The organism is Akkermansia massiliensis (genome assembly GCF_018847375.1).
Lineage (GTDB): Bacteria > Verrucomicrobiota > Verrucomicrobiia > Verrucomicrobiales > Akkermansiaceae > Akkermansia > Akkermansia massiliensis.
The window spans coordinates 238,491-253,163 of the sequence record NZ_CP072036.1 but is presented as its reverse complement, the minus strand read 5'-3'; the positions used below and the strand labels follow the sequence as shown (position 1 = coordinate 253,163).

The following is a 14,673-nucleotide window of genomic DNA, read 5'->3' as shown; positions in this document are numbered from 1 at the left end:
GAGAACGGGGTTAGAAGCTGGAGGCCGCGTATTTTTTGCGCAGGCGGTTGCGGATGAGGATGGCCGTGAGGTTCATGACCACCACCAGCAGGATGAGCAGCAGAGTGGTGGCGAAGACCATGGGCTGGGCGGCGTCCGAATCCGGAGACTGGAACCCCACGTCATAGATGTGGAAGCCCAAGTGCATGAATTTGCGCTCCAGGTGGATGAAGGGGCCTTCCCCGTCAATGGGCAGGGAAGGGGCCAGCTTCACCACGCCCGTGACCATGAGTGGGGCCACTTCCCCCGCGCCGCGGGCCATGGCCAGAATGAGGCCGGTCATGACGCCCGGCAGGGCGCTGGGAAGGATGATGCGCTTGATCATCTGCCATTTGGAGGCTCCGCAGGCCAGGGCCGCCTCCCGCAGCCCGCGGGGGACGGCGGAGAGGGCTTCCTCCGTGGAGACGATGACGACGGGCAGCGTCATCAGGGCCAGCGTGAGGGAGGCCCACAGGATGCCGGAGGTGCCGAAGGTGGGCGTGTTGTCCACGGCCAGCTTTTTCCAGTAGAAGAGTTCGTCAATCGTTCCGCCCAGGTAGTAGACGAAGAAGCCGAGGCCGAAGACGCCGAAGACGATGGAAGGCACGCCCGCCAGGTTGTTCACGCAGATGCGCACGGCCTGCACCAGGGCTCCCTGCCGGGCGTATTCCCGCAGGTAGATGGCGCCGATGACCCCCACGGGCGTGACCAGCGCGCTCATGAGCAGGGTCATGATGAAGGTGCCGAAGATGGCGGGGAAGATGCCGCCTTCCGTGTTGGCCTCCCGCGGGTCATCCATGATGAAGTGGTACAGGTTGTGGAGGAAGACGCCGCATTTGCCGAAGAAGCCCAGGTCGTTCGGCTGGTAGCCGTAAACGATTTTGTCCATGCCGGTTTCCTTCCTCTCCCCGTCTCCCAGGGCGTACACGAGCGTGTCCCGGCCCTGCTGTTCCCTCAGCCTGCCCGCCTCTGCGGTGTACCGGGCATATTCCGCGTTGAGCTGCTCCACCCTGGCGCGGAGCCGGTCCAGTTCCCCCGCCGGGTCATCCATGCCCGTGAGGATGGGGTTTTCCCTGGGCGTGGCCGTGCGCCGTCCGTTTTCCTCCCGGATGTCATAGGAGCGTTCAATGGCCTTGATGTCCAGCTTGGCGTCCGCCAGCCGTGTGTTGACGGCGCCGATGTCTTTGGCGTCAATAGCCTTGATGTCGTCCCGCAACTCCGCTTCCCGGTCCAGCGCGCGGCGGAAGGCCGTCATGAATTCCGGGGAGGAGGCCGGGACGGTTTCTCCGGAGGCCAGCTTGAGCTCCAGCGGTTTGACCAGGGCTTTTCCTCCCTCCATGCGTTCCAGGCACAGGAGCCCTTTTGGGGTGGAGGAGGCGGTGACGTTGTGCGCGTCCACGTAGCGGTAGGATTGCCCGTAGGCTTCCTTGCTTCCGGTGAAGAGCTGGTATTCCCGCACGTCCTTCGCCATGGAGCCGGGGAGGGCGGGGTCCGCGGGCATGTGGCGCGTCTGGTCCTTCGTGATGCCGGCGTACAGGACAAGGGGTTTTTCCCCCTGTGAAGCGGGGGCGATCGTCAGTTCATGGACGGTTTTGGGCCAGAAAGCCTCCAGGCCGTTGAAGACGATGATGCCCAGCAGGCCGAAGATCATGATGAGGCCCAGGGAGAGCCCGATGGAGGTGAGCCAGATGTTGACTTCCCCCAGGGGGCGTTTGGGAGCGGGCGGAAGGCTGAAGTCCTGTTTCATGGAAGATGGATTGGAAGAGGGAGGGGAAGTCTCAAACGACGTTGAAGCGTTTGCGGAGCCGCTGGCGCACGATTTCCGCCAGAGTGTTCAGGATGAACGTCATGGAGAAGAGAATGAGGCCGCCCAGGAAGAGGACGCGGTAGTGGGTGGAGTCCTGCGCCGCCTCCGGCAGTTCCGTGGCGATGTTGGCGGAGAGGGTGCGCATGCCGTTGAAGATGTTCCAGTCCATGATAGGGGTGTTCCCCGTGGCCATCAGCACGATCATGGTTTCCCCCACGGCTCTGCCCAGACCTATCATCAGGGCGGAGAAGATGCCCGCGGAAGCCACCGGAAGGACCACGGTGCGGACCATCTGCCAGCGGCTGGCCCCCAGCGCCTCCGAGGCGGCGATAAGGGAAGGGGGGACGTTGCTCAGGGCATCCTCGGAAATGGTGAAGATGACGGGGATGACGGCAAAGCCCATGATGAACCCCACCACCAGGGAGTTGCGCTGTTCATAGGGCATGCCGAAGCCGTTGCGCCACAGGTCCGCGAAGCTGGCGGCCTGGAAGTCCCCCGCGCCCCACAGTCCCATGACGCCGCGGCAGAGGCTGATGAGGGGCTGTTCCAGCCAGTAGCCCAGGTATTCCCAGCAGAACCAGGCGCAGAGCAGGATGACGGGAGTCATGACGATGTATTCCACGCCGCGGCTGAATTTGTTGCGCCAGGCCGCGGGCCGCGTGGTCCAGAACCACGCGATCAGGGCCGCCAGGCCGGGAATGAGGACGGCCATGCAGAGCAGGGCGGGCACCTTGTCCTCCATTCTGGGGGCCAGGTAGAGCGCGCCGAAGAAGCCCAGCACCACGGAGGGCAGGGACGCCATGATTTCCATGACGGGTTTTACCACCCGCTTGACGGAGGGGGCCATGAAGTGGGCCGTGTAAATGGCGGCCATGACCGCTACCGGAACGGCGAAGACGAGGGCGTACAGGGTGCCTTTCAGCGTGCCGAAGACCAGGGGCATCAGGGAGAGCTTGGATTCATAGTCGTCCGTGCCGCCCACGGATTGCCAGAGCCATTTGGGGGAGTCATACCCTTCATACCAGATTTTCCCGGCCAGGGCTTTGGACCCTGCTTCCGGGTGCCTGTCTTCCATGGAGAAGAAGTGGACCTTTCCCCCGGCGTCCACGGCAATGGCGGAGTTGAATTCCGTGCTGGCCGCCAGCTGGACGGGGGTGAATTCCAGCGGGTCGCTGCTCCAGCGGACGTCAGCCGTGGTTCCGTAGCAGAGCCTGAGCTCACGCGGGGTGGAGACCAGGAAGGAACGGTTGATGCCGGAGGAGGCGTAATGCTGCACCGGGCCGTCCAGGGGGGGGAACTGCCTGGTCTGCCCGAAGAGGCGCACGGCGGGGCCGTCCGGGCGGGGGTGGGGATACAGGCTGAAAATTTTAAGGCTTCCCTTGTCGCCGCCTATCACCAGGGACATGTCTCCGAAGAGCCAGTTGACGGAGGTCATTTTTTCTCCGCTTCCCAGGGGGGACGGAATGGTTTGGCGCTTGATCCACGTTTCCCTGTCTTCATCATAGGAGAAGTAAAGGAGTTTGTCCGTGTCCGTAGCGATGACGAGGCTGTCTCCGGAGGCTCCGGGCAGCAGGGCGGCGGGGCGCCCTTCAAGCTGGTCCGTCAGGTCATGGAAGCCGGAGGGGGCCAGCTCCCCTTCATGGAGCAGGGATCGGGATTCCTCCAGCGTCATCAGCAGGAGGCGCGGACCCTGTTCCGTCTCCACGGTGGCGGTGAAGATTTTCCGTTCCCCCGCGTCCGCGTAGGCTATGCGGGATATTCTGCCGGGAACGGAGCCGCTTTCCGTCAAGGGGTAGAGCGGGCTGGTTTCCGTTCCGGCCTTGTCCGGGCCATGGGCGTTCGCCTGGCCGTGGATGTTGAGCCCGGAATGGACGGAGATAAGGCCCGCCTTGCCGGATTCCGTGGCGATGGCGTAGGCCGCCAGGGATGAATCATAGGAATGGGCGCAGACGGTTTCCCCGTCCGGCAGGGATACGGGAGCGGGATTCAGGTTCCCGGTTGCCTTGTCCAGAAAGAAGACGTTTTTGCCGTTGTCATAGACAAAGGGGAGCGTGCCGGAAGGGTCCAGGCCCCAGGTTCCCTGGACCGGGGCGGATGGGGAAAGGTGCTGCCGTTCTTCCACGTCCGCGCCCTGGAAGAGGGGAATGGTGACGGCCAGCAGGAAAAAGAGGATGCCGAAAACGGCTACAATGACGGTAAAGCCCCCGCCGATGATGGTTTTAGTCATGATGCGGTCAAACCACAGCGTGGTTTTTGCCACCTGGAAGCGTTCCGGAACGGGCTTGGGCTTCTTGGGCGGCGCGGGAGAGGGGGATTTGGCGCTCATGACGGCAGGCGGTGGAGAGGGGAGTTGGGGGCAGGACTCCGGCGGGAAGGCCGCAATCCTGCCCCGGCATGTGTTGATGGCGTATGGAAGGGGTGTTTATTCAATGCTCTTGAGGACATCCGCGCTGACCTTGGCGGGAATCGGGTAATAGCCGTCCTTGGTCACGATTTCCTGGCCGTCCTTGGAAACGATGAACTTGATGAATTCCCTGGTCAGGGTGTCCAGGGGTTCGCCGGGCTTCTTGTTGACGTAAATCAGCAGGTAGCGGGAGAGCGGGTATTTGCCGCTGATGCAGTTGTCGTAAGAGGGCTGCACGGCCACCTGGCCGCCTTTTTCCGCCAGGGAGAGGGTTTTCACGCCGGAGGTGACGTATCCGATGCCGGAATAGCCGATCCCCTGTTCGTCAGAGCTGATGCCCTGCACGACGGCGGAGGAACCGGGCTGTTCCTTCACGGAGTTTTTGTAGTCCCCCTTCTTCAGGGCGATTTCCTTCACGAAGCCGTTCGTGCCGGAGGCGCTGTTACGGCCATAGATGGAGATGGCTTTTCCCTTCATGGAGGGGACGCCCGCATCTCCCCAGTCGGAGATGTTGGAGCCCCCGCGCTTGAAGGTGGAGGAGAAGATGGAGTCAATCTGCGACAGGGAAAGGGCCTGGATGGGATTGTTCTTGTTGACGAAGAAGGCCACGGCGTCCAGGGCCACCTTGATTTCCGTCGGCTTGTAGCCGTATTTGGCTTCAAAGGCCGCGATTTCCTCCCGCTTCATCTGGCGGCTCATGGGGGCGAGCTGGGCCGTGCCTGCCGTGAGGGCGGGGGGAGCCGTGGAAGACCCTTTGCCTTCAACGCCTATTTTGACGCTGGGGTACTTCTTGCTGAATCCTTCCGCCCAAAGGGTCATCAGGTTGTTCAGCGTATCGGAACCGACGGCGCTCAGGTTGCCGGAAACGCCGCTGGTGGGCGCATACGGCTTGATGCTGCTGTCAACGGTTACTTTCTCGGCGGCCATGCTCAGGGAGCTGAGAGCGGCTGCGATGGTCAGGATTTTGGCGACAAATTTCATGGCGTCTTTTCTGTTGTGTTGCGTCTTCCGCTTCCCGGACTGTGGCGCCGTTCATGCCGGAAGACGGGGAAGTGATACCCTCCCGCCCCCATGGTGAGGAAGAGAAACCTGGTTAAGAAATCGTCACAAACTGTAATCAATTCCAGGAGAAAAGTTAATGTCGAAGCTTCATGGGATTGGAGCAAAATCCTGAGACAATGAAATCAAGAAATAGTTTTTCGAAGTTTTCAAATTCAATAACATAATACCCTATTTTTCAATTAGCTGTGAAATTGAAAAATAGGGATTGTTTTCTCGATAAATTTGAAAAGTATTGGTCAGAGAATTTTAGATAAAATAATCTTTAAATAATCCTTCTATCCATCGAACATTTAAACGATTTCATTATAAAATTTTCCAAGAAATCAATAAAAATAATGTCCAGAAACCCCTTTTGTGTCGCAGCAACGGTAGAATAAAATTACCATTATATGGTTAAAACAGATAATTTTATTTTGATTTTCAATATTTATTAAAGATATATTCGATTTTTAAATCGATATTTATGAAAAAGATAGAATTTAATATATATTAAAATTTATTATGAGAAATACCTATAAATTTTTCAATTTCTGCACGTGGATACAGAGTATATAAAACCGTGCAAAATAACTCCTTCATCACTAAAAAGAAGTTATTTTGCACGGCGGAGATTATTGCATCTATACTACATCAATAGATATTTGGAAATATAGCTCTAATCGCATTTACCAAAGGTGGAGTAGCTATTCGTACAAAGATTGGAATAGACAAAACTTTCATATATTTCGTGACTCCTTCTCTAAAGGTTTTGGTATCATTCTTACGTAGTGCCAATTCCAGTTCAGTCATAGCGTGATGAAGCCGGTCTATATCTTCGTGAGTAGGAAGAATTCCTCTAATTTGTGCCAATTCATCAGCAAAATCGTTTACAGAATTATTGTCCACGTGTTGGTTTGTCGTTACATTCATAAATGATGAACCATTGCTAACACAAACCCCTTTGATAACATTGTTGCAATTACTTTTATTTATGGATTCCATGGTAATATTCATTTGTTAAGAATCTAAAGATGCGTTAAGAAGAGATGAACCATCACTTACTGTAGCATTTTCAATTTTGTTATTGCAGTTTTGTTGAATCGTATTATTTTTGATATTGATAGTATAATACTCTTTTCTTGAAGAAGTTGTGAGAATTTCTGTTAAGACTTCTAAAACTTCATCTAGAAATTTTTTGTCATGAAATACTAATGTGAAAATTCCTCCTGAATTCAACATAAAGTTCAATTTTTTCTGAGATTTCAATTTTTGAGATTTTTTGTACCAAAGTGCAATCATAGCGATGGCAATTATGAGTAAACCGTACCCTACGACGGAACTTACATTCATGAAAGCAAAGCTTCCGAGAAGGAAAACGATGCTCAACCAAGGAAATGGCTGCTTGTCGATAGATGTTGAAATCAGGGTAATATTGCTGATCTGGATGATAGTATCCTGCCAACTTATTAAGTTTCCTTTGACATTTAAAAAGTCTGTTTCTATCGTCTTGGTATTTTGTTTCAAGTTGATCATATCGTGCTTTTATACAATAAATTATCTGCTAGGCAAGATAAAATTTGATATTTATTTGAGAAAATTTTTGTGAATTACATGCATTGACGGTTTTTTCCATATTAATATTTTTGGATAAGCAACTTTGTGATAGTATGTTTCAATTCTTTTCTATATAATAACTAAACTCCCCTAGAGCAAAGTCCCTTTCTCTTGGCAATATAGGTTTAGGTGACTTCTTTCAAAGAACCCCGCCGTAAAAACAATCCCTTCCCTCCCTCTTCCCTATTCCTCCCTGGAGCACAACAAAAAGAGCCGCTCCCCGTGGATGGGAAGCGGCGCTGGCCGGGAAGAAGAAAAAAACTCTCTCTCTCTTTTATTACACCTCCTCGGGAGACAGCCAGCGGAAGGAGACGATGTTGAACTTCCTCCCGAATGCCTTGTTCACCGCGCTCAGCTCCGTCTCCTCCAGCGCTCCGCTCTTCATGTTGATCTTCTTGACCGGCGTCTCCGGGCTGTCCACCGGGTCCACGTAATTGATCCCCCTCTGCACCACCGCCTCGCACCACGCCCGCGACAGCACCACACCCTCGCGGTTGGTCAGCTCCCCGTAGGCCCGGATCGTAAACGTGTCGTCGCGCGTCGTTAAAATATTGCCCAGCACCGCCAGCACGTCGGACTGGATCAGGTAGCCGGGAGCCGCCGTGTACACCGATCCCTTGGCCGCGTCCTGGTTCGGGTACCCTCCCTTGGGCGTGATGACCATGTCGGAGAGTTCGTCAAAGGTGCTGTTGATGGAGCTTTCGTCGATGGCCGCCTGAAGCGCCCCCTTCACCCCCATCTCCCCGCTCTGCAGGCGGCGGTTGACGAAGTCGGACATGTTCAGGAAGGGACCCCTCTTCTTGACCTCCTGGACCATGTTCCGGGCCAGGGACTTGATCTGCGAGTCGCTGAGCGTTCTGAGGTCGGACCACGCCATGGCCTCCCCGTCCGGGATGCCCTGGGTTACGCCCACCGAGCCGTAGTCGTCCACGTGGGACTTGTCGCTGCTGGCCACCCCGAAGCGGGAGAAGGCCGTCTGGCTGTTGTTGAGCACGGAGGGAGTCCCGCTCCGGGAGTAGAGGAGCTTGCGCTTTTTGAGCCCAAGCAGGGTGGCTTCCCAGGCGCGCTGGGAGGTGGAGTTGACGTTGAAGCCCCCGGCCACGGTGAGGTACTTGGAGGCGTGCTTGTAGCCTTCGTCGGTCTTGGAGAGTTCTTCGACGACGGCCTCGGAGGGCTTGCCCTGGAGGTCGGGCACGAAGCGCCTGTTGGCAATGCCGGCGGCCTTGTTGGAGGAGGCGTCCGTGGAGAAGGCCTGTTGAAGCACGGTTTTAAGTTCCTCCCTGCCCGTGCCTCCGATGCTGGAGGGGCGCGAAGCCAGGGAGGAGGTGAACCAGGAGTCCCAGAGGGCGTCGTTGACCATCAGGCCGTGGTCCCAGAAGTCGCCCAGGGAGGCGTCTCCCATGATTTCATTGTGGGAGAAGACCTTGTCGGGCGGGAGCATGGGGTCGGCAAAAGCGTTGCCGATCCCCACGCCCGGCACGCCGGACTGGTAGGCGAAGCGCTTGGCGATGGCCGCCTTGGAGTCGCTCCTGTACCATCCCGGGGTGAGGCGGCAGCCTGCGAAGCCGGCGAGGCTGGAGGGCTGCTGGAAGGGGAGTTCCGCGGCCACGATCTTGTTGACCTGCTCGGCGCCCGGCCCGCCGAAGGGGGAGAGCCTGGTGCCGTCGTTGGAGAGGATGTTGGAGATGGTGATGGGGAAGAAGTCGCTGTTGGCGTTTTTGACTTCAAACTGGTAGGGACTGTAGAGGCGTCCGAGCTCGGAGGCGGTGGGCATCTGCCCACCCCAGAAGAGAGGGCTGGAGTGCTGCCATGTCTTGGCGCGGTAGTCCTTGCCTTCCGGGTAGGCTCCGATCACCGGAGGCTTGCCCCATTTTACCGATACCCCGTAGTAGGCCACGAAGGTGGAATCCTGGGCCGCACTGCCGTATTTGCCGCGGCGTTTCAGGTTGTCGTCCGGTCCTTCATTGTCCAGGAACATGTCCGCAGGCAGTTTGACCTGGTCAAGCAGGGGTTTTTCCCACGCGCCCCAGTTCAGGTTCAGAATAGAGGGCATGGCTTTGGAGAAAACATTCATGTCTGCTCCGGTGTTTGCGGTTAAATTCCCTGCTTTGCCAATTTGCTTGGGATCCATGATGCCGGAAACCATGACGATGGAACCGAGTTTGTTGGAACTGGAGGAAAATTCGTCTGTATACTTGGTGCAGAGAACAACGCTGTTAGGCGTGTAATTGAGATCGTCCAGCGTTTCCGCAAATTTGATGGACATCATGGCCGTTCCCCTGTCTTCATAACCGCTGCCGGAAAGATACTGGTACTGAATGCCGTCAGCCTGGTTGATAGCATAGGAACTGACCTGTCCGGGGCTCTGGTCCCAGCCTTCCTTGAAAGCAAAGTTGTCCACGCGCACATCGTTCTTGTTTGCCTTGGATTGCGTGACCATGTTGCCGTGTTCGATCCGTTCGACGACGGGATGGGCGAAAATGACGATTTCGCCCGCTTTGAGCGTGGAAGGTTCCCCGGCTTTTCCTACCCCTCCCGAGGTTAATTGCGACGTTTTCCGGAAGGAGGCTCCAAAGTCGGCAATCTGGCGGTTGTTATAGCCGTCGTTGGGGGAATACGGGGAAAAGGGTGATTCTGAATAGGTGGCCGTAGAGGGATCCCAGTTTTCGATCAGATTGCCTTGCATGCGGCCATAATTATTGGTCTGCATGAGCGGCATGTAGCGGTGCTCTCCGAAGAAAGAGCCCCAGGGACCGCCTTCCGCTCCCTGGAATTTCATGTCCACGTTGTACGGGTTCCACCAGACATACACCGGGATCACGGAAACGCGCACGTCAATATGGCCTCCGCGGGCTCCGTGCTGGGCCTCGCGTTTGACGTACTGAATCCCTACGAAGGAGTAGAAGCGCAGCAGGATGGGATGGCGCATGTACGTGTAGCGGTTGTCCATCATTTCCATGTTTGCGGCGGCATCAGCCGCAATCAATGTGCTGGGGGAGCGGCCGTCCCATTGCAGGGCGGCGGAAGTGTCCTGGCCTTCCCTCTTCGTGGAGGAGTCCCACACGTTGGCCCACAGGTAGAGCTGGTTCCAGGAACCGATCGGGCGGTTCTGCTCGGTTGGGCTGCCGTCCTCTGACGTGTACGGGCGGAGGCCGATATCAGAGGTGTCTCCACGGAAATCTTCAGGCAGTTTTTCCTGTGAAAACATGATGTTCAGGTCTTTTTTCAATCCACCGAATTTAGAATCCGTCAGCAGGCTGGAAGAAACCAGGGAGATGTCATGGTACACCTCTCCCAAGTCTTTCAGCCGGCCGTTTTTACTGTTAGCCAGCAGAGAATCAAGGGAAATGAGTTTTCTGACTGTGGACATGTCGTTTCCGGAACTCGATGCCATCATGGAAGAAAGGTTGAGGGGCTCCAAATCGGGACCGGGCGTGTCCCACGTGGAGCGCATCACCGTCAGGGCATCCGTGCTTTCTTCCGAGGCATGCGGCATCAGGTTGATGCGCGCCTTCTGGTTTTCTCCCGTTACCCACCACGCAATGTATTTGCGTGAGTTAGCGTTCTTTTTCAGCCCCATGGTCTTGGAGGAATCGTCCACGCGCACCATGCGGGCGTAGATTTCCTTTTTGTCCTGGTTCTTGGCGCCTACGGGCGTTCCCACCGTGCCATGGTCCACCAAGGCGACACTGCGGAAATTTTGGTTGGTAAGGGAACGTTTGCCCAGCAGGCTTTTGCCCGCTTCCAGCGTGCTGAGCCTGCGCAGGTCCGGGTCGGAAATGAGCCAGCGGCGGAACATGGACTTTCTTCCCGTATCGTAGGTGGAAGAAATGTTCATGCCCTGGGAGTTAGTCTTGTTGAGCCAGGTATCCCAGCTGTTCCAGACGCCCAGGATGTACGGGGCGTTGCCTTCGCTGGCGCCGGAGGAAAGGATGCCCGAGTTGGCGGAAACGCGCTGGTCGGGCCCCAGCTCACACTGGAGCTGCCCGAGGGCCACTTCCAGGGAAAACCTGGCGAGGGATTTGGCCTCCGCGGCAAAGAGCTGTTTTTCGGAAATGCGGACCTGTGAGGATGCGATGGTGAGAAGGCCAACGCTGAGAAGGGCCAGGAGCATCATCAGGGTGATGGTGGCAATCAGGGCAAAACCTTTGCTGACATGCCTGATAGGACGTTTAGTGAAATGTTTAATCTTCATGAAAATGGTGGGTTCCGGCGTGCACTTTTCCGCTCAAGTTTGAGGATATAAAAATCCCCACTGTCACGAAGGTGCGAAGAGCCAATTCTTAACTCTAGTCAATACAAAAAAGAGGCAGTCCATGCAAGCTCAAAATTGCTTCAAACAAGCGCATTGCAGGCAGAATAAATTGACGGAGAAACCATCTGGAAGGAGGAAGGAAGCGGGGAGAATGCATTTTTATGATAATCAGTTCTTAAAATCTTATATTATGGTATTTATAAGAAAAATCGGATTCTAAATTCGGTGGATTGAAAAAAGACCTGAATATCATATTCTCTCAAGAAAAGCTGCCTGAGGAATTCCGTAGCGACACCGCAGACATCGGATTGCGTCCGTATACCTCCGAGGACGGCAGCCCGACCGAGCAGAACCGGCCCATTGCCTCCTGGAACCAGCTCTTCCTGTGGGCCAACGTGTGGGACTCCTCCACGAAGAGGGAAGGCCAGGACGCTTCCGCCACATTGCAGTGGAACGGGACCTCCCCCAGCACATTGATTGCGTCTGACGCCACAGCGAACATGGAAATGATGGACAACCGCTACACGTACATGCGCCATCCTATTCTGCTGCGCTTCTACTCCTTCGTCGGCGTCCAGTACGCCAGATTCGGAGGAACAAACGGCCAGAATCCCTCCGTAAATGGCGGATTCATCAATCTGGCCTTCTCCGTCATTCCCGTCTATGTATGGTGGAACCCATACAACGTAGACATGAAATTCCAGGGGGCCAATGGAGAAGTATGGGGGGCCTACTTCGGCGAACACCGCTTCATGCCCCTGATGTTCTCCCACAACATCAAAAACGGCGGCGGTGTGGGGGCCATGGGCAACTATACGGAACATCCCCTGACTCCCTACGTTCAAAATGCCATAAACAAAAACGACCGCCAGGTGGCGGACTTCGGCGCGTCCTTCCGTGACAAAGTCACCTACCAGTCGGACGGCTCAACCAACAAGGGTAATCCTTCTACCCTGAAAGCCGGAGAAATCGTCATTTTCGCTCAGCCTATTCCCCTGATTGATGACGTGTCCAACCCCTTCCACGGCAACTCCGTCTACCGGTCCAAAGATAATGGTATTGACATTAAAACGGATAACTTTGCCATGAAGGAAGGCTGGTCCCTGGATTCCGCCCAGACCACAGGCTACTCCGTCAACATGTACTCCGGCCTGAAATACCAGAATTTTGACGGCAACAAGTACCTGGACGGAGACCCGTTCATGGCCTCCGCCATTTTCGCCCAGAATGATGACGACCTGAAAGGCTGGTCCGGCACGACCGCCGACCGGACACCCTCCGACCACATCCTCAGCCATAAATATACGGACGAATTCGGAGCCGGTTCCAAAAAGCTGGGAACCTTCACGATGGGGGCCGGTCTCATGAGAGCGGAGCAGATGGGACAACCCACCAAGCTGAACGGCGCCAATACGGCAGACCCCGCCATCTTCTCCAAGACGATGCCCGCCGTGCTGAACCTGAACTGGGGCGCGTGGGAAAAACCTCTGCTTGAAAACATCAAATTCCCGGCGGACATGTGGAAAAACAATACCGGACCGGAAGAGAACAAGGAAAGGCAGGGCTATTATGGCGAGGCGGATCCGGACGCTCTTTTCATCGCCTACTACGGAGTATCGGTCAAATGGGGCAAGCCCCCGGTGATCGGAGCCTACCCGGAAGGCAAGGACTACCGCGCCAAGACATGGCAGCACTCCAGCCCTCTCTTCTGGGGTGGGCAGATGCCCACCGCCTCCGAGCTCGGACGCCTCTACAGCCCCTACCAGTTTGAAGTCAAAAATGCCAACAGCGACTTCTTCCCCATCACCATCTCCAACATCCTCTCCAACGACGGCACCAGGCTCTCCCCCTTCGGCGGACCGGGCGCCGAGCAGGTCAACAAGATCGTGGCCGCGGAACTCCCCTTCCAGCAGCCCTCCAGCCTCGCCGGCTTCGCAGGCTGCCGCCTCACCCCGGGATGGTACAGGAGCGACTCCAAGGCGGCCATCGCCAAGCGCTTCGCCTACCAGTCCGGCGTGCCGGGCGTGGGGATCGGCAACGCTTTTGCCGACCCCATGCTCCCGCCCGACAAGGTCTTCTCCCACAATGAAATCATGGGAGACGCCTCCCTGGGCGACTTCTGGGACCACGGCCTGATGGTCAACGACGCCCTCTGGGACTCCTGGTTCACCTCCTCCCTGGCTTCGCGCCCCTCCAGCATCGGAGGCACGGGCAGGGAGGAACTTAAAACCGTGCTTCAACAGGCCTTCTCCACGGACGCCTCCTCCAACAAGGCCGCCGGCATTGCCAACAGGCGCTTCGTGCCCGACCTCCAGGGCAAGCCCTCCGAGGCCGTCGTCGAAGAACTCTCCAAGACCGACGAAGGCTACAAGCACGCCTCCAAGTACCTCACCGTGGCCGGGGGCTTCAACGTCAACTCCACCTCCCAGCGCGCCTGGGAAGCCACCCTGCTTGGGCTCAAAAAGCGCAAGCTCCTCTACTCCCGGAGCGGGACTCCCTCCGTGCTCAACAACAGCCAGACGGCCTTCTCCCGCTTCGGGGTGGCCAGCAGCGACAAGTCCCACGTGGACGACTACGGCTCGGTGGGCGTAACCCAGGGCATCCCGGACGGGGAGGCCATGGCGTGGTCCGACCTCAGAACGCTCAGCGACTCGCAGATCAAGTCCCTGGCCCGGAACATGGTCCAGGAGGTCAAGAAGAGGGGTCCCTTCCTGAACATGTCCGACTTCGTCAACCGCCGCCTGCAGAGCGGGGAGATGGGGGTGAAGGGGGCGCTTCAGGCGGCCATCGACGAAAGCTCCATCAACAGCACCTTTGACGAACTCTCCGACATGGTCATCACGCCCAAGGGAGGGTACCCGAACCAGGACGCGGCCAAGGGATCGGTGTACACGGCGGCGCCCGGCTACCTGATCCAGTCCGACGTGCTGGCGGTGCTGGGCAATATTTTAACGACGCGCGACGACACGTTTACGATCCGGGCCTACGGGGAGCTGACCAACCGCGAGGGTGTGGTGCTGTCGCGGGCGTGGTGCGAGGCGGTGGTGCAGAGGGGGATCAATTACGTGGACCCGGTGGACAGCCCGGAGACGCCGGTCAAGAAGATCAACATGAAGAGCGGAGCGCTGGAGGAGACGGAGCTGAGCGCGGTGAACAAGGCGTTCGGGAGGAAGTTCAACATCGTCTCCTTCCGCTGGCTGTCTCCCGAGGAGGTGTAATAAAAGAGAGAGAGAGTTTTTTTCTTCTTCCCGGCCAGCGCCGCTTCCCATCCACGGGGAGCGGCTCTTTTTGTGCTTAAGGGGAGGGAGGGAAAGAAAGATAGGGGTTATAAGGTTTAAAGGGGTAATAGGAATAATGGGGACGGGATGGAAGACGGGAAGTGGGGGTGTTGCACAACTGTAATTCTACCAATGCGTTGCTGATTGTGACGATTTCTTAACCAGGTTTCTCTTCCTCTCCTTGGGAGAGGATAGGTGCCGTTGGATAGAAGGAGGGGGCCTTCCTGGAAAGATAAAAGCGGTAGTTTATTCCACA

General features: G+C 56.6%; 7 protein-coding genes. 1 reads left to right on the top strand and 6 read right to left on the bottom strand.

All coding sequences use genetic code 11. The features are described from left to right. Window positions 1–10 precede the first annotated feature (10 nt). From pstA to J5W70_RS01055, 6 genes are all read right to left on the bottom strand, one after another. On the bottom strand, window positions 11–1,765 hold the full coding sequence (gene pstA / locus J5W70_RS01080) for a phosphate ABC transporter permease PstA (RefSeq protein WP_022397212.1): 1,755 nt from the start codon (window positions 1,763–1,765) through the stop codon (window positions 11–13). Between the two features lie 31 nt (window positions 1,766–1,796). Beyond that, a complete protein-coding gene (locus tag J5W70_RS01075; RefSeq protein ID WP_022397213.1) occupies window positions 1,797–4,151 on the bottom strand; it encodes an ABC transporter permease subunit in 2,355 nt (784 codons plus the stop codon). 96 nt (window positions 4,152–4,247) lie between these two features. Then, window positions 4,248–5,210 carry a PstS family phosphate ABC transporter substrate-binding protein gene (locus J5W70_RS01070; protein WP_022397214.1) on the bottom strand — a complete coding sequence of 321 codons (963 nt, stop codon included), beginning with the start codon at window positions 5,208–5,210 and terminating at the stop codon, window positions 4,248–4,250. 711 nt (window positions 5,211–5,921) lie between these two features. Further along, the gene (locus J5W70_RS01065) at window positions 5,922–6,284 is read right to left on the bottom strand and encodes a hypothetical protein (RefSeq protein ID WP_215832680.1); all 363 of its coding nucleotides are present in this window, start codon (window positions 6,282–6,284) and stop codon (window positions 5,922–5,924) included. Window positions 6,285–6,287: 3 nt separating this feature from the next. Next, a complete protein-coding gene (locus J5W70_RS01060; RefSeq protein ID WP_215832681.1) occupies window positions 6,288–6,803 on the bottom strand; it encodes a hypothetical protein in 516 nt (171 codons plus the stop codon). 358 nt (window positions 6,804–7,161) lie between these two features. Beyond that, window positions 7,162–11,079 (bottom strand): hypothetical protein, encoded by a 3,918-nt coding sequence (locus J5W70_RS01055; protein WP_215841928.1) that lies wholly within the window; start codon window positions 11,077–11,079, stop codon window positions 7,162–7,164. 368 nt (window positions 11,080–11,447) lie between these two features. On the opposite strand from J5W70_RS01055, the gene J5W70_RS01050 reads away from it, so the two are divergent. Next, window positions 11,448–14,357 (top strand): hypothetical protein, encoded by a 2,910-nt coding sequence (locus tag J5W70_RS01050; RefSeq protein ID WP_257228526.1) that lies wholly within the window; start codon window positions 11,448–11,450, stop codon window positions 14,355–14,357. Window positions 14,358–14,673 lie beyond the last annotated feature (316 nt).